Origin of the sequence: Microbacterium candidum (assembly GCF_030315975.1) — a bacterium.
GTDB lineage: Bacteria > Actinomycetota > Actinomycetes > Actinomycetales > Microbacteriaceae > Microbacterium > Microbacterium candidum.
On the sequence record NZ_JASXSZ010000003.1, the window covers coordinates 274,683 to 298,261 of the forward strand.

Annotated in this window: 19 protein-coding genes and 1 tRNA gene; 8 read left to right on the forward strand and 12 right to left on the reverse strand. The window is 69.3% G+C overall.

Annotation, left to right across the window (positions count from 1 at the left end; all coding sequences use genetic code 11):
• The first annotated feature begins 9 nt into the window (after positions 1 to 9).
• From gltB to QSV35_RS10750, 4 genes are all read left to right on the forward strand, one after another.
• Complete coding sequence (gltB, locus tag QSV35_RS10735; RefSeq protein ID WP_286288736.1) at positions 10 to 4,584, forward strand: glutamate synthase large subunit; 4,575 nt, start codon at positions 10 to 12, stop codon at positions 4,582 to 4,584.
• Entirely contained in the window at positions 4,577 to 6,043 is a 1,467-nt protein-coding gene (locus tag QSV35_RS10740) for a glutamate synthase subunit beta (protein WP_286288737.1), read from the forward strand. Before gltB ends, QSV35_RS10740 begins: the two co-directional genes overlap by 8 nt.
• A 43-nt stretch (positions 6,044 to 6,086) precedes the next feature.
• Complete coding sequence (pyk, locus tag QSV35_RS10745; RefSeq protein ID WP_286288738.1) at positions 6,087 to 7,529, forward strand: pyruvate kinase; 1,443 nt, start codon at positions 6,087 to 6,089, stop codon at positions 7,527 to 7,529.
• Between the two features lie 83 nt (positions 7,530 to 7,612).
• Positions 7,613 to 7,987: an SHOCT domain-containing protein gene (locus tag QSV35_RS10750; RefSeq protein WP_353618974.1), complete on the forward strand. Its 375-nt coding sequence runs from the start codon at positions 7,613 to 7,615 to the stop codon at positions 7,985 to 7,987.
• Positions 7,988 to 8,043: 56 nt separating this feature from the next.
• Here the strand turns inward: QSV35_RS10750 and QSV35_RS10755 are convergent.
• A tRNA-Leu gene (locus QSV35_RS10755) sits at positions 8,044 to 8,130 on the reverse strand.
• 35 nt (positions 8,131 to 8,165) lie between these two features.
• Between QSV35_RS10755 and QSV35_RS10760 the strand changes: the two genes are divergently transcribed.
• Positions 8,166 to 8,780 (forward strand): ANTAR domain-containing response regulator, encoded by a 615-nt coding sequence (locus tag QSV35_RS10760; protein WP_419956834.1) that lies wholly within the window; start codon positions 8,166 to 8,168, stop codon positions 8,778 to 8,780.
• Positions 8,781 to 8,843: 63 nt separating this feature from the next.
• Here the strand turns inward: QSV35_RS10760 and QSV35_RS10765 are convergent, their stop codons facing one another.
• A complete protein-coding gene (locus QSV35_RS10765; protein WP_286288740.1) occupies positions 8,844 to 9,260 on the reverse strand; it encodes a hotdog fold thioesterase in 417 nt (138 codons plus the stop codon).
• 73 nt (positions 9,261 to 9,333) lie between these two features.
• On the opposite strand from QSV35_RS10765, the gene polA reads away from it, so the two are divergent.
• Together polA and QSV35_RS10775 are read left to right on the forward strand one after the other, a co-directional pair.
• Complete coding sequence (polA, locus tag QSV35_RS10770; RefSeq protein WP_286288741.1) at positions 9,334 to 11,967, forward strand: DNA polymerase I; 2,634 nt, start codon at positions 9,334 to 9,336, stop codon at positions 11,965 to 11,967.
• Positions 11,968 to 12,048: 81 nt separating this feature from the next.
• Entirely contained in the window at positions 12,049 to 13,722 is a 1,674-nt protein-coding gene (locus QSV35_RS10775) for a DUF885 domain-containing protein (RefSeq protein ID WP_286288742.1), read from the forward strand.
• Between the two features lie 6 nt (positions 13,723 to 13,728).
• Here the strand turns inward: QSV35_RS10775 and QSV35_RS10780 are convergent, their stop codons facing one another.
• Positions 13,729 to 14,367 (reverse strand): phosphoribosyltransferase, encoded by a 639-nt coding sequence (locus QSV35_RS10780; protein WP_286288743.1) that lies wholly within the window; start codon positions 14,365 to 14,367, stop codon positions 13,729 to 13,731.
• A gap of 64 nt (positions 14,368 to 14,431) precedes the next feature.
• Between QSV35_RS10780 and QSV35_RS10785 the strand changes: the two genes are divergently transcribed.
• On the forward strand, positions 14,432 to 15,202 hold the full coding sequence (locus tag QSV35_RS10785) for an SGNH/GDSL hydrolase family protein (protein ID WP_286288744.1): 771 nt from the start codon (positions 14,432 to 14,434) through the stop codon (positions 15,200 to 15,202).
• Here QSV35_RS10785 and QSV35_RS10790 read toward each other — a convergent pair.
• Genes QSV35_RS10790 through QSV35_RS10830 form a run of 9 tightly spaced genes read right to left on the reverse strand, consistent with a single transcriptional unit; the run spans position 15,189 to position 23,509 of the window.
• Entirely contained in the window at positions 15,189 to 15,752 is a 564-nt protein-coding gene (locus QSV35_RS10790) for a dihydrofolate reductase family protein (protein WP_286288745.1), read from the reverse strand. The two genes, QSV35_RS10785 and QSV35_RS10790, sit on opposite strands and share 14 nt — an antisense overlap.
• Before the next feature lie 37 nt (positions 15,753 to 15,789).
• Entirely contained in the window at positions 15,790 to 16,521 is a 732-nt protein-coding gene (locus QSV35_RS10795; protein ID WP_286288746.1) for an amino acid ABC transporter ATP-binding protein, read from the reverse strand.
• Positions 16,518 to 17,387: an amino acid ABC transporter permease gene (locus QSV35_RS10800; RefSeq protein WP_286288747.1), complete on the reverse strand. Its 870-nt coding sequence runs from the start codon at positions 17,385 to 17,387 to the stop codon at positions 16,518 to 16,520. Before QSV35_RS10800 ends, QSV35_RS10795 begins: the two co-directional genes overlap by 4 nt.
• Complete coding sequence (locus QSV35_RS10805; protein ID WP_286288748.1) at positions 17,384 to 18,232, reverse strand: ABC transporter substrate-binding protein; 849 nt, start codon at positions 18,230 to 18,232, stop codon at positions 17,384 to 17,386. The genes QSV35_RS10800 and QSV35_RS10805 overlap by 4 nt, the downstream gene beginning before the upstream one ends.
• A 31-nt stretch (positions 18,233 to 18,263) precedes the next feature.
• Positions 18,264 to 18,689, reverse strand: a complete 426-nt coding sequence (locus QSV35_RS10810) for a cupin domain-containing protein (RefSeq protein WP_286288749.1) — start codon at positions 18,687 to 18,689, stop codon at positions 18,264 to 18,266.
• Complete coding sequence (locus tag QSV35_RS10815; protein ID WP_286288750.1) at positions 18,686 to 19,981, reverse strand: amidohydrolase family protein; 1,296 nt, start codon at positions 19,979 to 19,981, stop codon at positions 18,686 to 18,688. The genes QSV35_RS10810 and QSV35_RS10815 overlap by 4 nt, the downstream gene beginning before the upstream one ends.
• Complete coding sequence (locus QSV35_RS10820) at positions 19,978 to 21,417, reverse strand: adenosylhomocysteinase (protein WP_286288751.1); 1,440 nt, start codon at positions 21,415 to 21,417, stop codon at positions 19,978 to 19,980. The genes QSV35_RS10815 and QSV35_RS10820 overlap by 4 nt, the downstream gene beginning before the upstream one ends.
• A 20-nt stretch (positions 21,418 to 21,437) precedes the next feature.
• A complete protein-coding gene (locus tag QSV35_RS10825) occupies positions 21,438 to 22,760 on the reverse strand; it encodes an MFS transporter (protein ID WP_286288752.1) in 1,323 nt (440 codons plus the stop codon).
• Positions 22,757 to 23,509: a class I SAM-dependent methyltransferase gene (locus QSV35_RS10830; protein WP_286288753.1), complete on the reverse strand. Its 753-nt coding sequence runs from the start codon at positions 23,507 to 23,509 to the stop codon at positions 22,757 to 22,759. The genes QSV35_RS10825 and QSV35_RS10830 overlap by 4 nt, the downstream gene beginning before the upstream one ends.
• Positions 23,510 to 23,579: the final 70 nt, after the last annotated feature.

Sequence of the window (23,579 nt, forward strand, 5' to 3'; positions counted from 1 at the left end):
ACGGTTGGTATGGCCTCGAGCCCCCCTCTCGGCGTCGGCCACGGCGCATTCCCGCCCAAGCAGGGCCTCTACAACCCCGCGTTCGAGAAGGACGCCTGTGGTCTCGCGATGGTGGCGACGCTGCGCGGAGAGGCGGGGCACGATATCGTGGCGCTCGCCCTCACAGCGCTGCGCAACCTCGAGCACCGCGGGGCGATCGGATCGGATGCGGGCACCGGTGACGGCGCCGGCATCCTCACCCAGATGCCGGATGCCTTCCTGCGCGAGGTCGTCGACTTCGACCTGCCCCCGGTGGGGGAGTACGCGGCGGGACTCGCGTTCCTGCCGCGCGACGAGGCTGCGCGTGCGGCGCTGAAGGAGGGCATCGCCCGCATCGCGGAGAGCGAGGCTCTGACGGTCCTCGGATGGCGCGTGGTCCCCGTCGACGAGACGCACCTCGGCAAGCTCGCGTTCGACGCGATGCCCGCGTTCGAGCAGATCTTCGTGTCGCGCCCGGCGGTCGGCGATGCGCCGGCGCTCTCGGGGATCGCGCTCGACCGCCGCGTCTACCGGCTGCGCAAGCGCGCGCAGCACGAGCTCGACGCCTACTTCGTGTCGCTGTCGTCGCGGACGCTCGGCTACAAGGGCATGGTCACGACGCTCCAGCTCGAGCCGTTCTATCCCGACCTGCAGGACGAGCGGTTCGCCTCCGAGCTCGCTGTCGTGCACTCGCGCTACTCCACCAACACGTTCCCGTCGTGGCCGCTCGCGCAGCCCCTGCGCATGCTCGCGCACAACGGCGAGATCAACACGGTCAACGGCAACCGCAACTGGATGCGGGCCCGCCAGTCGCAGCTCGAGTCCGAGCTCCTCGGCGACATGGAGGCGCTGCTGCCGATCTGCACGGACGGCGCGAGCGATTCGGCATCCTTCGACGAGGTCCTCGAGCTCCTGACGCTCACGGGCCGCAGCCTGCCGCACGCCATCATGATGATGGTGCCGGAGGCCTACGAGAAGCAGACCGGCATCCCGGCCGACCTGCGCTCGTTCTACGACTACCACAGCATGCAGATGGAGCCGTGGGATGGCCCGGCGGCACTGCTGTTCACGGACGGCACGGTCGTCGGCGCCACCCTCGACCGCAACGGCCTGCGCCCCGGACGCTGGACGGAGACGACCGACGGGCTCGTCGTCATCGGCAGCGAGACCGGCGTGCTCGATTTCGCGCCGGAGCGCATCAAGCGCCGCGGGCGCCTGCGCCCGGGCCGCATGTTCCTCGTCGACACCGCCCAGCGTCGCATCATCGAGGACGACGAGATCAAGGCGAGCCTCGCCGGGCTCGAGCCGTGGGACCTGTGGCTGCGCCAGCGCCTCGACCTCGCCGAGCTTCCCGACCGCGAGCACATCGTGCACCCGATCGCCTCGATCACGCGGCGTCAGCGCACCTTCGGCTACACCGAGGAGGAGGTGCGGATCCTCCTGACCCCCATGGGGCAGACGGGTGCCGAGCCGCTCGGCGCCATGGGCACCGACACGCCGATCGCGGCGCTCAGCAACCGCCCGCGCCTGCTGTTCGACTACTTCACGCAGCAGTTCGCGCAGGTCACGAACCCGCCGCTCGACTCCATCCGCGAAGAGGTCGTCACGAGCCTGCGGACGTCGATCGGCCCGGAGCGGAACCTCCTCGCATGGGGTCCCGACCACGCGCGCCAGATCACGATCGGGTTCCCCGTCCTCGACAACGACGAGCTCGCGAAGATCCAGAACATCGGCCGCACCATGCCGGGCCGTCGTGCGGTGATCATCCGCGGCCTCTACCACTTCGACGCGGGCCCCGATTCGATGAAGCGTCGTCTCGAGGAGATGTGCGCCGAGGTCGACGCCGCGATCGAGGAGGGCGCCGAGTTCGTCATCCTCTCCGACCGCGACTCGAACAAGGACCTCGTTCCCATCCCGTCGCTGCTGATGCTCTCGGCGGTCCACCACCACCTCATCCGCAAGCAGAACCGGATGAAGGTCGGCCTCGTCGTCGAAGCCGGCGACGTGCGCGAGGTGCACCACGTCGCGACGCTGCTCGGTTACGGCGCCTCCGCGGTCAACCCCTACCTCGCGATGGAGACGGTCGAGTATCTGGTGCGGGCCGGCTTCATCACCGGCATCACGCCCGAGAAGGCCGTCAAGAACGTGATCTACGCGCTCGGCAAGGGCGTCCTGAAGATCATGTCGAAGATGGGCATCTCGACGGTGTCGTCGTACACGGGCGCCCAGGTGTTCGAGGCGATCGGACTCTCGGACGAGTTCATCGACGCCTACTTCACCGGCACGGAGTCGAAGCTCGGCGGCATCGGCATCGAAGAGGTGGCGGCCGAGAACCAGGCGCGTCACGACTTCGCCTACCCGGAGGATGCGGCCGCACGCACGCACGAGCGGCTGTGGACGGGCGGCGAATACCAGTGGCGCCGCGACGGCTCGCCGCACCTGTTCAACCCGGATACGGTGTTCCGCCTGCAGCACTCGACGCGCACGCGCCGCTACGACATCTTCCGCGAGTACACGAAACTCGTCGACGACCAGGCGGAGGAGCTCAAGACCCTGCGCGGTATGTTCCGGCTGAAGACGGGGATGCGGCCGCCGGTGCCGATCGACGAGGTCGAGCCGGTCTCCTCGATCGTCAAGCGCTTCTCGACCGGAGCGATGAGCTACGGCTCGATCTCCCGCGAGGCGCACGAGACGCTCGCGATCGCGATGAACCGCCTCGGGGGCAAGTCGAACACGGGCGAGGGCGGCGAGGACGTCGACCGGCTCCTCGACCCGGAGCGCCGCAGCGCGATCAAGCAGGTGGCATCGGGGCGTTTCGGCGTCACGAGCATGTACCTCACCGAGGCCGATGACATCCAGATCAAGCTCGCCCAGGGCGCGAAGCCCGGCGAGGGCGGTCAGCTGCCTCCGGGCAAGGTCTACCCGTGGATCGCGCGGACGCGCGGCGGCACGGCCGGCGTCGGGCTCATCTCTCCGCCGCCGCACCACGACATCTACTCGATCGAAGACCTCAAACAGCTGATCTTCGACCTCAAGCGCGCGAACCCCGAGGCGCGGGTGCACGTCAAGCTCGTCAGCCAGTCGGGCATCGGCGCGGTCGCGGCGGGCACGGCCAAGGCGCTGGCCGACGTCATCCTCGTCTCCGGGCATGACGGCGGCACGGGCGCGAGCCCCCTGAACTCGCTGAAGCACGCGGGCACGCCGTGGGAGCTGGGCCTCGCCGAGACGCAGCAGACGCTCATGCTCAACGGCATGCGCGACCGCGTCGTCGTGCAGGTGGACGGGCAGCTGAAGACCGGTCGCGATGTGATCATCGGTGCGCTGCTCGGAGCTGAGGAGTTCGGTTTCGCCACGGCCCCGCTCGTCGTGTCGGGCTGCATCATGATGCGCGTCTGCCACCTGGACACGTGCCCCGTGGGCGTCGCGACGCAGAACCCGGCCTTGCGGGCACGGTTCACCGGCAAGCCGGAGTTCGTCGTCAACTTCATGGAGTTCATCGCCGAGGAGGTGCGCGAGATCCTCGCCGAGCTCGGCTTCCGCACCATCGAGGAGGCGATCGGCCACCACGAGCTGCTCGACGTCGACCGCGCCGTCGCGCACTGGAAGGCGAGCGGTCTCGATCTCGCCCCGATCCTGGAGGGTCCTGCCTTCGCCGCGGATGAGCCGCGCCGGAGCGCCAGGCCGCAGAATCACGAGCTCGAGGCCCACTTCGACGTGCCGCTCATCGAACGCGCGCAGGACGTCATCCACCACGGCGGCCACATCGCGTTCGACCTGCCGATCCGCAACACGGAGCGCGCGGTCGGCACGATGCTCGGACACCACGTCACCAAGGCGCACGGTGAGAACGGCCTCGCATCGGGCTCGATCGAGATCAACTTGACGGGCTCTGCGGGCCAGTCGTTCGGCGCATTCCTGCCGGCCGGCATCACCCTGCGCCTCGAGGGCGATTCGAACGACTACGTGGGCAAGGGGCTCTCCGGCGGCCAGATCGTGATCCGCCCGCCTCGTGGCGCCACCTTCGACGCCTCCCTCAACGTGATCGCGGGCAACGTCATCGGCTACGGTGCGACCCAGGGCACGCTGTTCCTGCGCGGTGCTGTCGGGGAGCGGTTCTTCGTCCGCAACTCCGGTGCGACGGCCGTCGTCGAAGGCGTGGGCGACCACGCCCTCGAGTACATGACCGGCGGACTCGCCGTCATCCTCGGCGACACGGGGCGCAACCTCGGCGCCGGCATGTCCGGGGGGACGGCTTACGTCTACAAGCTCGAGAGCGCGCGGGTCAACCGCGAGGCCATGACCGCCGGCGAGCTCGAGCTCGGCCCGCTCGGAGCGGCGGATGCGGAGATCCTCCGTGACCTCCTCGTCCAGCACGTCGCCGAGACCGACTCCGCCCTCGCTGCGACGCTCCTCGCGGACTTCGACACCGAGGTCGCGAACTTCACCCGCGTGCTCCCGCGCGACTACGCGGCCGTACTGCAAACCCGGCAGGATGCCGTCGCCCAGGGGCTCGACCCCGACGGCGACGTCGTCTGGAGCCGCATCCTGGAGGTGACGGGTGGCTGACCCGAAGGGCTTTCTCAAGGTCACCGAGCGCGAGCTGCCCGCTCGCCGCCCGGTGCCGGTCCGCATCATGGACTGGAAAGAGGTCTACGAGGCGGGCGACCAGGCAGTGCTGCGCCGGCAGGCGGGCCGCTGCATGGACTGCGGCATCCCGTTCTGTCACAAGGGCTGCCCGCTCGGGAACCTGATCCCCGAGTGGAACGACCTCACGTGGCGCGGGGAGGGGCGGGCCGCGATCGAGCGCCTGCACGCGACGAACAACTTCCCGGAGTTCACCGGGCGGCTGTGCCCGGCGCCGTGCGAGAGCGCGTGCGTCCTCGGCATCAACCAGCCGGCCGTCACGATCAAGCAGATCGAGGTGTCCACCATCGACGAGGCGTTCGCGCACGGATGGGTGGAGCCGCAGCCGCCGGGGCGTCTCACGGGCAAGACGGTCGCCGTCGTCGGGTCGGGTCCTGCGGGGCTCGCAGCCGCGCAGCAGCTGACCCGTGCGGGGCACACCGTCGCCGTCTTCGAGCGCGACGACCGCATCGGCGGACTGCTGCGCTACGGAATCCCGGACTTCAAGATGGAGAAGCGGCACATCGAGTCGCGACTTCGTCAGATGCAGGACGAGGGGACGCGCTTCCGCGCCGGCGTCGAGATCGGCGTCGACATCAGCTGGAGCGATCTGCGGACCCGCTACGACGCGGTCGTCATCGCGACAGGGTCGACGGTTCCCCGCGAGCTCGCGCTCCCGGGACGTGACCTCGCCGGCGTGCACTTCGCGATGGAGTACCTCGTGGAGTCCAACCACGCGATCGCGGGCGACGGCGTGGTGAACCAGATCACCGCCGAGGGCAAGCATGTCATCGTGATCGGCGGCGGCGACACCGGCGCCGACTGCATCGGCACGGCGCACCGTCAGGGGGCGCTCAGCGTCACCAACCTGGCGATCGGCAAGATGCCGCCGTCCTCCCGCCCCGACCACCAGCCGTGGCCCATGATGCCCGCCGTGTTCGAGGTCCAGTCGGCCCATGAGGAGGGCGGCGAGCGGTCGTACCTCGCCTCCACGGTCGAGTTCCTCGGGACGGATGCGGGGGAGGTCCGCGCGCTGCGCGTCGCGGAGACCGAGTTCGTCGACGGACGTCGCGTGCCCAAGAGCGGGACCGAGCGCGAGATCCCGGCGGACCTGGTGCTGATCGCGATGGGCTTCACCGGCCCCGAGCGCGACCTCATCGAGGAGCAGATCGGCGCGCAGTTCACCGGGCGTGGAAACGTCGAGCGCGCCGACGACTACCAGACCACTGTTCCCGGCGTGTTCGTGGCGGGGGATGCGGGTCGCGGTCAGTCGCTCATCGTCTGGGCGATCGCCGAGGGCCGCGCCGTGGCCGCCGGTGTCGACCGGTACCTCATGGGGGAGTCCTCGCTGCCCTCGCCCGTCCGTCCCACGGACGTGGCCATCGGACTGCAGCCCGCGTAGGCTGTAACCGCTTCCAACCAACCCCTCCGGAGCTGAACACCGAATGAGACGCGCGAAGATCGTCGCAACCCTGGGTCCCGCCACGTCGTCGTATGAGATGGTCCGTGCCATCATCGACGCCGGCGTGGACGTGGCCCGTCTGAACCTCAGCCATGGCGACTACTCCGTCCATGACGCCAACCTCGCCAACGTCCGCCGCGCGGCCGACGACGCCGGCCGCGCCGTCGCCGTCCTGGTCGACCTGCAGGGCCCGAAGATCCGCCTCGGACGCTTCGCCGACGGTCCGCACGACCTGGCCGTCGGCGACATCTTCAAGATCACCACCGAGGAGATCGCCGGCACCAAGGACATCTGCGGCACGACCTTCAAGGGCCTTCCGCAGGATGTCAAGCCCGGTGACTTCCTCCTGATCGACGACGGCAAGGTCCGCGTCGAGGTCCTCGAGACCGACGGTGTGACGGTCACCACCAAGGTGATCGTCGGCGGCCCCGTGTCGAACAACAAGGGCATCAACCTGCCGGGCGTCGCGGTCAACGTCCCCGCGCTGTCCGAGAAGGACGAGGCCGACCTCCGCTGGGGCCTGCGCGCCGGTGCGGACCTGATCGCGCTGTCCTTCGTGCGCGACGCGAAGGACGTCCAGCGCGTGCACGTGATCATGGCGGAGGAGGGGCGTCACGTCCCGGTCATCGCGAAGGTCGAGAAGCCGCAGGCGGTCGACAACCTCGAGGAGATCGTCGACGCGTTCGACGGCATCATGGTCGCCCGCGGCGACCTCGGTGTCGAGCTTCCCCTCGAGGCCGTGCCGATCGTGCAGAAGCGCGCCGTCGAGCTCGCCCGCCGCAACGCGAAGCCCGTCATCGTCGCGACGCAGATGCTCGAGTCGATGATCAACAACCCGGTCCCCACGCGTGCCGAGACCAGCGACGTCGCCAACGCGGTCCTCGACGGCGCCGACGCGGTGATGCTCTCCGGTGAGACGAGCGTGGGGGAGTACCCCGTGGTCGTCGTCGAGACGATGGCGCGCATCATCGAGTCGACCGAGGACCATGGGCTCGAGCGCATCCTGCCGCTGACGTCGAAGCCCCGTACGCAGGGCGGCGCGATCACCCTCGCAGCCTCCGAGGTGGCCGACTTCGTCGAGGCGAAGTACCTCTGCATCTTCACGGAGTCGGGCGACTCGGCGCGACGCATGTCGCGGCTGCGCTCGAAGATCCCGATGATCGCCTTCACACCGCTGCCCGAGATCCGTCGTCGGCTCGCCGCCACGTGGGGTGTGAAGACGACCCTCGTCGAGCACGTCGAGCACACCGATCGCATGTTCATCCAGGTGGACGACTACCTGCTGTCGAACGACCTCGCGAAGGTCGGCGACAAGGTCGTCGTGATCTCCGGATCCCCTCCCGGGATCGTGGGCTCGACCAACGACATCCGCGTCCACAAGGTCGGTGACGCGGTCCACGGCGCCGCGCCGATCTACCGCCAGTAAGCGCCTTCGCGGCTCGCAAGAGGCCCGTGCCCCGTAGGGGTGCGGGCCTCTATGCTGGGGTCACTCTTACGAAAGGACTGTTCGTGTTCTTCTGGTGGATTCTGTGGGCGTTCTACTTCGTCGCCTACTTCTACGTCATCTTCTTCGTGATCCGAGACCTGTTCCGCGACGACAAGGCGAACGGGTGGCTGAAGGCGCTGTGGATCATCCTGCTCATCTTCGTGCCGTTCCTGACCGGGCTGATCTACGTCATCGTGAACAGCAAGGGCATCGCGGAGCGCGAGTACAAGGCACACCAGGTGGTCGCGGAGGTCGACGACTACGCCCCCGCGGCCTCGACGAGCCCGGCGGAGGACATCGCCCGTGCGAAGTCCCTGCTCGACTCCGGCGCGATCACGCAGGGCGAGTTCGACGCGCTCAAGAGCAAGGCGCTCGGCAACCAGTACTACGGCGCGTAAAGCGCAGAAGAGAAGAGTGGATGCCTCGGGGTCGAGGCATCCACTCTTCTCTTTTGTGGTGGCGGGGGGGGGGGGCGAACCCCCACGCCCCTTGGGGCAACCGCGTTTGAGTCGGTCGCGTCTGCCATTCCGCCACACCGGCCGTCAACGTCCGCAGACGACCATACCGTAGGATTCAATGGTGACTGAGCAAGAGAGCACCGGGGCGGCAGCCCCTCGCCGCGTCGTCGTGGCGGAGGACGAATCGCTGATCCGACTCGACATCGTCGAGATCCTGCGCGACAACGGATTCGACGTCGTGGGCGAGGCGGGTGACGGCGAGACCGCCGTTCAGCTCGCGACCGACCTGCGTCCCGACCTCGTCATCATGGACGTGAAGATGCCGCAGCTCGACGGCATCTCGGCCGCGGAGAAGCTCAGCAAGAACCACATCGCGCCGGTCGTGCTGCTGACCGCGTTCAGCCAGAAGGAGCTCGTCGAGCGCGCCAGCGAGGCGGGCGCCCTCGCGTACGTCGTGAAGCCGTTCACGCCGAACGACCTGCTTCCTGCGATCGAGATCGCGCTGGCCCGTCACGAGCAGATCATCACGCTCGAGGCCGAGGTCGCCGACATGGTCGAGCGCTTCGAGACGCGCAAGCTCGTCGACCGCGCCAAGGGCCTCCTGAACGAGAAGATGGGCCTCACCGAGCCCGAGGCGTTCCGCTGGATCCAGAAGGCCTCGATGGATCGCCGTCTCACGATGCAGGACGTCGCGAAGGCCATCATCGAGCAGCTCGCGCCGAAGAAGGCCTGAACCCCCGACCCCATGCGAAACGCCCCTCGATCCGAGGGGCGTTTCGTCGTCTCGGCCGGCTCGTCAGGCCGCGGGGAAGTCCTTGATCAGGTTCGTGATCCGGATCGTCGAGCAGCGCCGTCCCTTGTCGTCGCTCACCACGATCTCGTGCACGGCGATGCTGCGCCCGAGATGGATGGGGGTGCACACGCCCGTCACGACCCCCGTCGTCGCGGAGCGAGTGTGCGTCGCGTTGATGTCGACGCCGACCACCATCCGTCCGGGGCCCGCGTGCAGCGCCGCGGCGGTCGAGCCGAGCGACTCGCCGAGGACGACGTAGGCGCCGCCGTGCAGGAGCCCGTACGGCTGCGTGTTGCCCTCCACCGGCAGCGTCGCGACGCAGCGCTCCACGGTCTTCTCGAGGAACCGCATCCCCATCTTCTCGCCGAGTGCCCCGAGGTTCTGGTCGATGTGGACGTCGGTCGTGGGGTCGTCGCTCATCGCTCACCTTCCATGCGGGGGAGTGGGGCGCCGGGCGCCATCGGGTGTCCGCAGCCCTCAGTAGGCTGAGGAGGTGACGGACTCCGCAAAGCCTACCCTGCTCGTCGTCGACGGCCATTCGCTGGCATACCGGGCGTTCTACGCCCTGCCTGTCGAGAACTTCTCCACGAAAGACGGCCAGCACACCAACGGCATCTACGGCTTCCTGTCGATGCTCGTGAACCTCATCAAGGCCGAGCGCCCGACCCATATGGCGGTCGCGTTCGACACATCGCGCGTCTCGTTCCGCACCGAGCAATACGCGGAGTACAAGGCGAACCGGTCGGAGACGCCGGCGGAGTTCCGCGGGCAGATCCCGATCCTGCAGGACTGCCTCGCGGCGATGAGCATCCCCGTGATCCTGAAGGAGGGCGTGGAGGCCGACGACATCCTCGCCACGCTCGCCACCGAGGGGGCAGAGCAGGGTTTCAGCGTGCTCGTCTGCTCGGGCGACCGCGACACGATCCAGCTGGTCACCGACGACGTCACGCTGCTCTACCCGAATGTGCAGGGCGTCTCGCAGCTGAAACGCTACGACCCGGCGGCCGTGCGCGAGAAGTACGGCGTCGAGCCCGCCCAGTACCCGGAGATCGCGGCGCTCGTCGGCGAGACGAGCGACAACCTGCCCGGCGTCCCCAAGGTCGGCGAGAAGACCGCGGTGAAGTGGCTGACGCAGTGGGGCTCGCTCGAGGCACTGCTCGAGAACGCCGACAAGATCACCGGCGTCGTCGGCGGCAATCTGCGCGAGCACATCGAGGACGTACGGCGCAACCGGTCGCTCAACCGCCTCCTGCGGGACGTCGAGCTCCCGCTCGGTCCCGCCGACCTCGAGGTCAAGCCGATCGACGCCGTCGCCGTGCGCGACATCTTCTCGCGTCTGGAGTTCCGCACCCTGCTGCCGCGGGTGTTCGAGGCGACCGGCGCCGCCGCCGACGCAGCCGTCGCGGAACCCGCGAGAGAGGCGCCGGCGGTCGCCGAGCCCGACGCCGCCGGTGTCGCGGCGTGGCTCGCAGATGCCTCCGGTGACGTGGCCGTGACCGTCGCGATCGTCGGCGGTCTGCCGTCGCGCATCGGATTCGCGACGCACGATGCCGCGGCGGAGTCGAACTGGTCGCCGGAGGTCGCGGCATCCATCGCAGAGTGGTTCGCCTCGGATGCGCCCAAGGTCTTCACCGACGCCAAGCCGCAGCTGAAGGCGCTCACACGCGCGGGTCTCTCCGTCGGCGCGGTCGCCTACGACGCATCGCTCGCCGGCTGGCTCATGCGGCCGAGCTTCCCGGACAAGAACCTCGGCGACCTCGTCGACCGGTATCTCGGCGAGAGGCTGCCCGAGTCCGACCCGAACCAGCTGGTTCCGGAGACCGAGGGCGCGACTCCCGCCCAACTCGCCTGGTACACGCTGCGGGTGTCCGACGCCCTCCGCGAAGAGCTGCCCGCGCGGGTCGCGGACGTGCTCGAGACGATCGAGCTGCCGACGCAGCGCGCTCTCGCCGACATGGAGCTCGCCGGTGTCGCCGTCTCGCACGAGAAGCTCAGCGCGTTCTCCAGCGAGCTCGGCGCACGGGCCGACGTCGTCGCTCAAGAGGCGTATGCGACGATCGGGCGCGAGGTGAACCTCGGCTCGCCGAAGCAGCTGCAGGAGGTGCTGTTCGACCAGCTGGAGCTGCCGAAGACGCGCAAGACGAAGACGGGATACTCGACGGACGCCACGGCGCTGACCGACCTCCAGGAGACCAACCCGCATCCTTTCCTGGAGCAGCTCTCGCAGCACCGCGAGGCGACGAAGCTCCGACAGATCATCGAGTCGCTCGATGCCGCCATCGGCGAGGACGGTCGCATCCGCACGACGTATGTGCAGACCGGCAGCCAGACCGGGCGTCTGTCGAGCACCGACCCGAATCTGCAGAACATCCCGATCCGCACCGACGAGAGCGGTCGCATCCGTGCCGCGTTCGAGGTGGGCGAGGGTTACGAGACACTGCTGACGGCCGATTATTCGCAGATCGAGATGCGGATCATGGCGCACCTCTCCGGCGATCCCGGGCTCATCGAGGCGTTCAACTCGGGCGAAGACCTGCACCGCTTCGTCGGCGCCCGCGTCTTCGGGGTCGAGCCGACGGACGTCACGCCGGCGATGCGCACGAAGGTCAAGGCGATGTCCTACGGGCTCGTGTACGGACTCTCCGCCTTCGGCCTGTCCAAACAGCTGCGCATCGAGCAGGCCGAGGCGAAGCAGCTCATGACGGAGTACTTCGCGCGCTTCGGCGCTGTCCGCGACTATCTGCGGTCGTCGGTCGAGACGGCGCGCATCGAGGGCTACACGGAGACGATCTTCGGCCGCCGACGTCCGTTCCCCGATCTCACGAGCCCGAACCGCGTGCTCCGGGAGAACGCCGAGCGCGCCGCTCTCAACGCGCCGATCCAGGGCAGCGCGGCCGACATCATGAAGATCGCGCTGTTCCGCATCCATGACGAGTTCCGCAGGGCGGGCCTCGCCTCGCGGGTGCTCCTGCAGATCCACGACGAGCTCGTGGTCGAGATCGCGCCGGGGGAGTGGGATGCCGCCTCCCGTATCGTGCGGGCCCGGATGGGGGATGCGGCTGAGCTCTCCGTGCCGCTGGACGTGCAGATCGGGCGCGGCGCCGACTGGAACGAGGCGGGCCACTGATCCATCGGCGACCCGCGGTCCGGCCTGACACCGAGACCCAGGCTTTGCGACACCGGATGCCAAGTGCCTAGGCTCGAACCCATGACTGAACCCGTCCGCACCCCCACGCCGATCGACGCGATCGCAGAAACGTGGGTCGACACCCTGGCCGATCTGTCGCCGACCCTGGCGACCTACATCGGCCGCTCGGAGTACAACGACCGTTTCGGCGACTTCTCGCCCGAGGGCGAGGAGCGCGCTGTCGAGGCGGTCCGCTCGACCCTCGCGGCTCTGGACGCCGCAACCCCCGTCGACGAGATCGACGAGATCACCAAGACAGACCTCTCCGGGGAGCTGCGCCTCGAGCTCGACCTGCACGAAGCGCGGTGGCACCTGCGCAAGCTCAACGTCATCGAGTCGCCCACGCAGGAGATCCGCTCGATCTTCGACCTCATGCCGACCGACACGGTCGACGACTGGTCGGTGGTCGCGCGGCGCCTCTCGGCGATCCCCGGAGCGATCGACGGCTACATCGCGACGCTCCGCGAGGGCATCGCGCAGGGCGTCGTCCCGGCGCGCCGCCAGGTGGCCGAGGTCGCCGTCCAGATCGACCGCTACACGAGCGACGACGGCTTCTTCGCCGCGTTCGTGGGTGGTGCAGCCCCGTCCGAAGGCCAGCTCCCGGCGTCCCTCGCCCGCGATCTGTCCGACCAGTCGGGCGCCGCGCGTGTGGCGTACGACAAGCTCGCCGAGTTCATGCGCTCCGAGCTCGCGCCTGTCGCGGGCGAGAAGGACGCCGTGGGGCGTGAGCTGTACGCGCTGCACTCGCGCCGGTTCCTCGGGGCGACGATCGACCTCGACGAGACGTACGAGTGGGGCCGCCAGGAGCTCGACCGCATGGTCGCCGAGCAGACGGCGATCGCGAACGAGATCAAGGCCGGAGCCTCCGTCGAAGAGGCCGTCGCGTTCCTCGAGGCGGATCCGTCGCGCCAGCTCGTGGGCACCGAGGCACTCCAGACCTGGATGCAGGCCACGAGCGACCGTGCGATCGAGGAGCTCGGCAAGACCCACTTCGACATCGCGGAGCCCATCCGCAGGCTCGAGTGCATGATCGCCCCGACGAACGAGGGCGGCATCTACTACACCGGCCCGACCGACGACTTCTCGCGTCCGGGCCGCATGTGGTGGTCGGTGCCCGAAGGCGTGAACACGTTCGACACGTGGCGCGAGCTGACGACCGTGTACCACGAGGGCGTCCCCGGCCACCACCTGCAGATCGCCCAGGCGACCTACAACCGTGCGCAGCTCAACACGTGGCGGCGCGTCCTGGCCGGTACCTCAGGCCACGCCGAGGGCTGGGCTCTGTACGCGGAGCGGCTCATGGAGCAGCTCGGCTACCTCGAAGACCCGGCCGACCGCCTCGGCATGCTCGACGGGCAGCGGATGCGCGCGGCTCGCGTCGTGCTCGACATCGGCGTGCACCTCGAGAAGCCGCGCCTCGACGGCACAGGGACGTGGGATGCGGACTACGCGCTGGAGTTCATGCGCGGCAACGTCAACATGTCCGACCAGTTCATCCAGTTCGAGGTGAACCGCTACCTCGGCTGGCCGGGTCAGGCCCCGTCCTACAAGGTCGGACAGCGTATCTGGGAGCAGGTGCGCGACGAGGTGAAGGCTCGTGAGGGCGATGCCTTCTCGATCAAGCAGTTCCACAAGCGCGCGCTCGACATGGGCGGCGTCGGACTCGACACGCTGCGCGGTCACCTCGCGCGCTGAGTCGCTTCACGCAGGCCCGTCGCGGAGGTCGTGGGACAGCAGTTCCACGACCTCCGCGTCGGTCGTCTGGGTGAAGTCGTCGTAGAACTGGCCGACCGCCCAGAAGTTCGGCTCGACGTGGAGGCACACGTACTCGTCCACCGCGCCGTGCGACGGATGCCAGTCGGCCGGCGCGACCGGGACCGCGAGCACGACCCGCGCCGCACCGCGTCGGCGCAGCTCCTGACAGGCAGCCGTCGCCGTCGCGCCCGTGGCGATGCCGTCGTCGACCACCATCGCCGTGCGGTTGGTGATGTCGAGCGGCTCGGGCGCGAAAGCCCGCGCACGGCGGTCGAGCTCCACACGCTCCACATCCTCGATGAAGGCGAGCTGCTCGGCGGTCACGAGTGCGGTCCGGACAGCATCCGGATTCACGACCGTCACCTCTTTCGCGATCGCGCCGATCGCGAACTCCATGTTCGACGGAGCGCCGAGCTTGCGCACCACCACGGCCGCGAGCGGCACACCGAGCGTGCGCGCGACCTCCGCGGCGACGACCACACCGCCCCGCGGGATGCCGAAGACGACGGCATCCGGATACGCGCCCGCATCGAGCACCTGAGCGAGCTGCCGCCCCGCCGCGACCCGATCCGCGAACATGGCCATAGCGTCACACTATGCCTCCGCCCGGCCCCGCGGGGCCGGGCGGAGCCTCACGTAGGCTGGATGCGTGGGAACCGTCCGCTTCGTCGCCATCGGCGACTCATTCACCGAAGGCGTCGGCGACGAACTGCCCGACGGTCGTGTCCGCGGCTGGGCGGATCTCGTCGCAGAAGGCTGGGCGACGTCGAGCGGCGAGACCGTGGAGTACGCGAACCTCGCGATCCGCGGCAGGCTCATCTGGCCCATCGTGGAGCAGCAGCTCGAGCCCGCGCTCGCCCTCAAGCCGACCCACCTGTCGTTCAACGGCGGCGGAAACGACATGCTGCGTCCGCGAACATCGATCTCGCACGTGGTCGACGCGTTCGAGCGCGTCCTGCAGCGCTGCGACGAGGAGGGCGTGCAGCTCATCGCCCTCTCGGGAGCGAACCCATCTGGTCAGCTCCCGATGAGCCGGCTCATCCAGCGCCGGGGCGACATCCTTTCGGCGGCGGTGGCGCAGCGTCTCGCCCCGCGCCCGGACGTCATCACGGCATGGAATTGGCCGGATCGCGAACTCGCGACGCCGCCGTACTGGTCGGACGACCGGCTGCACATGAATGCGCGCGGTCACCACCGGGTCGCGGCACGCGTCCTCACGGCGGTGGGGCAGGATCCGGCGACCGCATGGTGGTCGCTGCCCGATCTGCCCGATACCGGTGCACCGCGCGGGCTGTCGTACTACCGCGAGCACGTCGGCCCGTGGATCAAGCGCCGGCTGACCGGCACCTCGTCCGGTGACGGCCGGGAGCCGAAGTACGGGCAGTGGACCCCGATCGAGCCGGCCCCTACGGCGCCGTGACGCGGTAGCGCAGCTCTGCGAACGGGCCCTTCTTCGTCGCCTCGAGGAGCGTGAGACGGTCGGCGCCGATGACGCGGGGGAGCAGCGGCTTGCCGGTGACGAGGCTCGCGGGGGCGAACGTCACGACGATCTCATCGAGGTGACCGGCGTCCGCGAACTGGCCGGCGAGATCGCCGCCTCCGACGATCCACACGTCGCGTGACCCGGCGGCCTCGGCGATCTCGTCCCACCGCTCCGCAACGGATCCCGTCATGAAGCGGATGTCGACGCCGGGAACGGCCGGCAGTTCGCGTGACGTGAACACGAACGTCGGACGATCGCCGTAGTAGGCGGGCCATTTCTCCGGGTGCTCCACGAGGTCTTCGTGAGCGAGCACCCACTCGTAGGTGGAGGATCCCTGCACGAGCACGCCCATCCCGTCGAGGAACTCGGCGAAGTCTTCACCGCCGTCGTCCCCGCCCGGCACCGCGAAGAGCCAGTCGAGGGAATCGTGCTCGTCGGCCAGGAAGCCGTTCAGCGTGGATGCCGTGTAGAAGACCGCGCGCGTCATTCCGTCACGCTATCGGCCACCGCCGACATCGCGGCGGTCAGCTGTGCACGCGCGCGAGGAACTCGGCGGTGTCGGGATGCTGCGGATCGTCGAAGATCTGCTCGGGCGTGCCCTGTTCGACCAGCACGCCGCCCTTGAGGAACACCACCCGATCGGCGACCTCCCGCGCGAAGGACATCTCGTGCGTGGCCATCAGGATCGTCGACCCGCGCCCCTTCAGCTCTCGGACGAGATCGAGGACCTCTCCGACCAGCTGCGGATCGAGCGCGCTCGTGATCTCGTCGAGCAGCAGAAGCTCCGGATCGGTCATGATCGCGCGCACGATCGCGACGCGCTGCTGCTGACCGCCGGAGAGGCGGTCGGGATACTCGCGCGCCTTGCCGCCGAGCCCCAGCGTGTCCAGCAGCTCACGGCCGCGGGCCGTCGCCTCGTCCTTCGGCATGCGGTGCACACGGCGTGCCGCGAGCGTCACGTTGTCGAGGACGTTCAGATGCGGGAAGAGGTTGAAGTGCTGGAACACCACCCCGATGCGGGCACGGATGCGGTCGGCATCCACGCGGGGATCGGTGATGTCCATGCCGGAGAGGAAGATCTGCCCGTCGTCGACCCGCTCGATCAGGTTGATCGTCCGCAGCAGGGTCGACTTCCCGGATCCGGACGCGCCGATGAGGACGACGACCTCGTGCTGCGCCACGTCGAGGTCGATGCCGCGGAGCACCTCGTGGTCGTCGAACCGCTTGCGCACGCCGCGCGTCTCGAGGACGCTCATACGATCCCTCCGGCCTGTTCGCGCTTGTTCAGGCGCGCGGTGAACGTGTCGGTGAGCCGGATCATCGGCCAGCTCAGGATGATGAAGAAGATGCCGGCGACGACGTACGGGGTGTAGTTGAAGGTCTCGGCGACCTGCAGCTGCGCGGCGCGGACGGCGTCCACGACGCCGAGGACCGAGATGAGGCCGACGTCCTTCTGCATCGAGACGAAGTCGTTCATGAGTGCCGGGACGACCTTGCGGACGCCCTGCGGGATGACCACGATCCGCAGCGTCTGGCCGTGGGTCAGTCCGAGCGAGCGAGCGGCGATGCGCTGCGACGGATGCACGGCCTCCATGCCTGCGCGCAGCACCTCCGCGACGTAGGCCGAGTAGCTGATGATGATCGCGATGGTGCCCCAGACGACGGCCGGTACGCGCGGAAACAGCTGCAGAGCCGGAACGCCGAAGCCGACGAGATAGAGGACCAGGATGAGGGGGACACCGCGGAAGAGGTCGGTGTACGCAGTCGCGAGGAAGCGCAGCGGGAAGAAGACGGGTCCGCGCAGCGACCTCAGGATCGCGAGCAGCGTCGCGAAGATCGCAACGCCCACGGCGCCGACGAGGAGGACCACGATGTTCACGCCGAGGCCCTGCAGGATCGGCCAGAAGCTGTCGAGAGCGACCTGCGGGTCGAAGAACGTCTGTCGGACGACCTCCCACCCCGGGGTGTTGACGACGACGACGACGAGCACGACCGCGACGACGACGCTGCTGATGAGGGCGACCAGGACAGACTTCGTCGTGGCCCGGCGGCGCAGCGCGCGGCGTGACAGCTCGAGATCGCTCGGCTGCCACGCCGCGACCGGCGTTGCGAGTTCCGTCACTTGAGGACGGGCACGTTGGCCGCCTCGGTCAGCCACTGCTGCTGCAGCTTCGCGAGCGTGCCATCGGCGCGAAGCTCGTCGACGGCCTTGGTGACCGCGGGCGTCAGGGACGAGTTCTTCGGGAGCACGACCCCGAACTGGTCGCCACCTTGGTCGCCCGCGAACTGGCCGACAACGACGCCGTTGTCGAGCTGGGCGCCGGTGATGTAGAACGCTCCGGGGAGATCCGTGACCATGGCGTCGATCTGACCGCTCTTCAGGGCCAGGACGACATCGTCGACCGAGTTGAAGACGGCGAGGTTCCCGGTGCCGAGATCCTGCTTGGCGACCGTGTAGCTCGTCGTGCCGGAGGCGACGCCGACCTTGACCTTCTTCAGCGCGTCGAGCGTCTTGGCGGATGCGGCGGGCGATCCCTTGGGGGCGACGACGGCCTGCGTGGTCGTGTAGTAGGGCGAGGAGAAGTCGACGGCCTTCTTGCGCTGATCCGTGATCGAGAACTGCTGGATGTTGAGATCCCAGTCCTTCGGGCCGGGCGCGATCGCCTCGTCGAACCCGGTGCGGACCCAGACGATCTTGGAGCCGGTGTATCCGAGCTTCTCGGCGACGGCCTTCGCCACTGCGCCTTCGAAGCCCTTGCCGTTGGAGGGCTCGTTGTCGATGAACCAGGGCTCGTAGTCGGGGTTGCCGGTGGCGATGGTCAGTTTGCCGGCGGTGACGGTCTGCAGCGAACCGCCTGAAGCGGTCGGTGCGGCTGCGGCGGTGCCGCTGCAGGCGGTGAGTGCGACGGCGGCGACGACGGCGGTCGCCAGGGCGGCGACGCGGCGAAGGGCAGGGGCGAAGGACACGAGAAACTCCTCGAGGGCTGTGATGGTGCCCCTACAGCGTATGGGAGCGGGCGAGGCGCCAATCGGCGAAGTCGAAACCCGGCGAAACGATACAGCTGACGAGCACCTCTTCACCCGAGGCAGGGCGCGCCGACTGCCACGTTCCCGCGGGCACGATCGCCTGGAAGGCGGCATCCCGTCCGAGCAGGACCGTCGGGCCGTCGACGGGTGCCTCTCCGTCCCCGCCGAAACGGAGCTCGAGATCGCCGGGCCCATGCCACAGCCAGAGCTCGTCGCTTGTGACGACGTGCCAGTCGCTGCGCTCATCGGACTGCAGGAGGTAGTGGATGCAGGTCGCCGTAGGCCGCATCCCGCCCGCGGTCTCGACGGCGACGTCGCTCGCCCACGTGCGGCGGTACCAGCCGCCCTCGGGGTGCGGCTCCAGTCCGAGACGCTGCGCAGTGGCGGGCACGGTCATACGGGGGCTCCTTCGGCGGGGAATCCGGCGGATGCGTATCGCAGTTCGCCGGAGATGATTGTCGCTGCGGTCCGTCCGCCGCCGGTCTCGACGAGCTCGACGACGGCGTCGGGTCCGGCGGGGACATCGAAGAACGCGAGGTCGGCGAGTGCTCCGACGGCGAGGTACCCGGTGCGGTCGGGGCCGACGTCGATGCCCATCGCGTGCGCTCCGCCGATGGTCGCAGCACCGAGGAGCCGTTCGTGGAGGTCGCGGTCGAGGTACCCCTGGCTCCGCGCGATGCGGGCGAGCTCGGCGACATCCGCCATCACGTCCAGCGATGGGCTCGACGAGAGCGAGTCGGTGCCCACCGCGATGGGGCTGCCCTCGCGCAGGTAGGCGGCGATGGGCGGCTCGTCCAGCCCGATCACGGCGTTCGAGCGCGGGCAGAGCGCGACGGTGGTGCGCCGCTCGCGCAGGATCGCTCGGTCGCGCGCCGTCATGTAGACGCCGTGCGCGATGTGGCAGTCCGGGCCGAGGACCCCGAGCTGGTCGACGAACTCCGTCGCGCTCGTGCCGAATCCCGCGCTGCGCAGCTCCGTGAAGCTGCCCAGCCCGGCGGAATGCCAGGGGTCGGCGTGCTCGTGCTCGAACTCCCGCTCGAACGCGGCTTCGCCGAGGTGGATGTGGATGCGGCCGCCGCGCTCGCGCACGATGTCGGGGATGTCGAGCAGGGGCTCGATGTCGAGGGAATACGGCGCGTGCGGAGACAGTCCGGTGCCCGGCGGCGTCGGCAGCGCATCCAGCGCGCGCTCGACCTGCTCACGCCCGGTGCGCGCCCAGTCCGCGTTCGTCCAGCTCATGACCTCCCAGTAGGAGATGCCGTGCAGACGCGCGTCGTGCAGAGCGCCGGCCGCCGCCACATCCGTCACGATGTCGGCGACAGCCGTCGTGCCGGTGCGGATCATGCGCTCGGCGCCCTCCGCCGCGTCCGCCGCCCAATCGCGGCCCGCCTCGTAGACGGGATTGAAGGCCCGCGCCCAATCGTCGAAGCCGTGGTAGCTCCCGAGGCCGACCTCGGCCATCCCGGTGTACTGCAGGTGGGAGTGCGCGTTCACGAGTCCCGGCGTCAGCACTCCGGGCCAGTGCACCTCGACGGCGTCGATGCCGCGCTCCGCGAGGAGCCGTCGGACCCACGTCCGCTCGCCGACGTGGAGGATGCGGCCGCCTCGCACTGCGACGGCGCCATCGACGATCGGCGGCGCCGTGATCGGGACGACGAGGCCTGCGGAGTAGAGCACGACGCCGCTCATGCACGGCTCCCTGCGTAGCGGCGCGAGCGCCAGTCGGCCTCTGCGATCTGCTGACGGGATCCGCGCGCGTCGATGCGTTGCCCGCGGGCCTGGAGGGCGGTCCGCGCGACCGATGCGTCGACATCCGCAGGCAGCCGATGCACGCCCGGCTCGAGCGGTTCGCGCACGAGGTGCGCGACCGCGGCGAGCTGGACGGCGAACGAGAGATCCATGATCTCGATCGGATTCCCTTCGCCCGCTGTGAGGTTGACGCATCCGCCGCGGTCGATCACAAGCGCCCCGTCGACGCCGTGGCGTTCGAGGTGGGCGAGCAGGTCGCCCCCTGGAGACAGGACAGGATGCAGCATCCCTTCATCGAGGTCGACCTCACCGGGCACTCCGCCCGCGACGGCGACGATCCGCGCGACCGCGAGGACGTCCGCCCCGATCGTGTACGGCGCGCCGGTTGCCGAGACGACGAGCGCCCCTGGGGCCAGATCCATGAGAGGACCGACGCGATGCCCGTCGTGCGCAGCCTGCAGCGCGCGCACCGGATCCGTCTCCGCGACACCGACCTCCGCTCCCAGTGCGGCGAGGTGCGCGGCCACGCCGACGCCGACCGGTCCGTAGCCGACCACGACGGCGGGCTGGTCGCGCACGCTCAGTCCGACGCCGTCCAGCACATCGGCGATCGCGAACACGCAGGACTGGCCGGTGCCGTAGCGGTTGTCGAATGAGGTCTTCATCGGAGCGTCGTTGACGGCGACGACCGGGATGCAGAGGACCCCGGCATCCTGCATCGCCCGCAACGGCGCGAGACCGCTCGTCGTCTCCTCCGCGGCCCCGACGAGACCGTCGACGAGCCTCTCCTCGTGCGCGAGGCGGATGAGATGGGACCCGTCGTCGAGGAGCAGGTCGTGGCCGCGGCGGAGGAAGGCGATCGCCGCATCCCGCTCGGCACGGCCGGTGAGAGCCGGGTCGCCGTCCACCGGGATGCCGCGATCGCGCAGGACATCGGCGACGGCGACGGCGATCTCGTCCGGGTGCGCGTAGACCGCGACCTCCGCGCCGGCGTCCCGGAGCAGGAGCGCGAGCTGTGCGGTCTTCGGCTCGAGGACCATCGCGATGCCGATCCGGACACCCCGCACCGTGCCGTCCTCGGCGAGGCGCGCGGCCTGAGCGCGGGAGACGGGCATGTGCGCCCCGGCGAAGTCGACCCGCCCGGCGGCATCGCCTCGGTCGGGTAGCGGCGCACCCGCGAGGAGCGGTTCCGGTGTGAAGACGAGCGCGTCCGCGGTCTCCGCGTCGATCGCGCCGAGCGCGCGGAGCATCTCGCGGAGCGCGTGCGCGGTGTCGTCATCGCCGATGACCCGGACGGCACGGCCTGCGACGAGAAGGTTCGTCTGGCGGGCGAAGCGGCGGATGAGGTGCTCGGCGGTCGCTCGGGCGTCGGTCACCTCACAATCGTAGACGGCGCCTACGAGCGCTTCCGCGGGGTGTGCAGTCCGAGGCGGACCCGCGTCCGGCGACGCTCGTACACGATGAAGAAACTGCCGAGGAGCCACAGCGGCACCTGGGTCAGGAAAGCGACGCGGAATGCGTCGAGGGAGTATGTGGCCGGGGTGCCGGCTCCCTGCAGGTCGAGTGCCAGGCCGATGAGGAAGATCGCGACGAGCCCCGCGAGGAATCCACCGACGTTCGTGATGCCGGTCGCCGTGCTGAGGCGATGACTGGGGTTGTGGGTGCGTGCATGGTCGAAGGCGATCATGGATGCGGGACCGCCCATCGCGAGCGCCACAGCGAGCGCGATCAGGAGCCAGAAGGGCGCCTGACCCGGCCACGCGATCACGATGAGCCACGCGACGGCCTGGACGGCGACCGCGGGCAGCACGAGCATGTACGAGCGGCGCAGGGGATTGCGGCTGGAGAGCGCACCCATGATCGGGCCGATCGACATGCCGACGACGACGAAGACCGTCGTGATGACCGATGCCTCAGCCGGCGTCCGTCCTTCACCGGCCGTGAGGAACGGGAAGCCCCACAGCATGATGAAGGCCGTGCCGGCGAACGGCGTGGTGAAGTGCGACCAGAATGCGAGTCGCGTGCCGGGATGCGACCAAGCTTCGCCGATGGTCTGCCGCAGGTCGGCCGAGCTCTTGACCACCCGGATGGCGCCGGTATCGCTGTCGACCGAGACGTCGGCATCCACCTCGGGCGGGTGGTTGCGGATCACGCCGAAGACGAGCACCGTGAACAGCGCGCTGAGCCCTGCGAGGCTTCCGAACGCCACCTCCCAGCTCGTCGCGTGCAGGAGCGCGGCCATCGGCAGGATGGCGAGGATCTGACCGGTCTGGCCGACGATGCCGGTCATCTGCACCATGAGCGGCGCGCGCTGCGCCGGAAACCACGTCGCGACGACGCGCAGGACGCTCGGGAAGACGGCAGCGTCACCCGCCCCGAGCAGCATGCGCGCCGCGATGGCGATGCCGACGTTGGGGGAGAAGGCCATGACGAGCTGACCGATGGCCATGAAGCCCATGCCGATCGTGATGATCGGCCTGGCGCCGTATCGGTCGAGGAGCACACCCACGGGGATCTGCATCGCGCCGTACACGCCGAGCTGCAGCACGGCGAACATGGCCAAGGTCGATGCATCCGCATGGAAACGATCGGATGCATCTGCGCCGACGGCCGCGAGCGACGTGCGGTTCGTGACGGACAGCACGTATCCGGCGACCGCCACGCTCCAGATCAGCCACATCCGCCACGTGCGGGCGGGGGAGGGGAGTGCGGTCGTCATGAGCTCGCCCCGGGCTTCGCAGCGATGAGGATGCGGGTCGCCATCCACGGCCCCGACCACCACATCCGCCAGCCCGCACGGCGGACCGTCAGCGCCGCGCCGAGTGCCCGCAGGTGCACGATGTACTCGTCCACCTTGGAGATGTCGACGATCACGAGCCGGCCACCGGGGGAGAGGACGCGCCATGCCTCGCCGATCGCGGACCTTCGGCCGAGTGGGGAATGGATGTTGTGGATCGCCAGGCTCGCGGTGACGAGATCGAACGAACCACCGTCGAACTGCGGCAACGCCGTCATGTCTCCGGTGACGAACCGCGTGCGGCCGGAGACCCCGTTCACCGTCGCATTCGCCTCGGCGGCCGCGGGGGAGTTGCCCGACTGGTCGATCGAGCGCCACAGGTCGACGCCCGTGACGTCGGCTCGCGGGAACGCCTCCGCCGTCATGATCGTGACCGCCCCGCGCCCGCAGCCGAGGTCGAGCACGCGCGCCGGTGCGGGCAGCTCGTCAAGAAGCTCTCTCCAGACGAGGAACTTGCCGTGCGCCGAGGCGTTCCAGAACAGCGCTCCGCCGGCGAGGAATGCGAGCCCGAGGACGGCGACCAGGAACGTCACCCAGAGCGGAGCGCCCCAGGAGAACACCGAGAAGCCGGCGAGGACGAGGTAGACGATGCCGATCGCAGCCCACAGCCACGGCACCCACGAGGCATCCATTCCGTACGATCCAGCGGGTCGAGGGGATGGTGCAGCCACCCATTCATCGTATGACCGCCGTCCCCGCATCTGATCCGGCGGAGCATCACCCGCGCTGGGTGGCACAGCT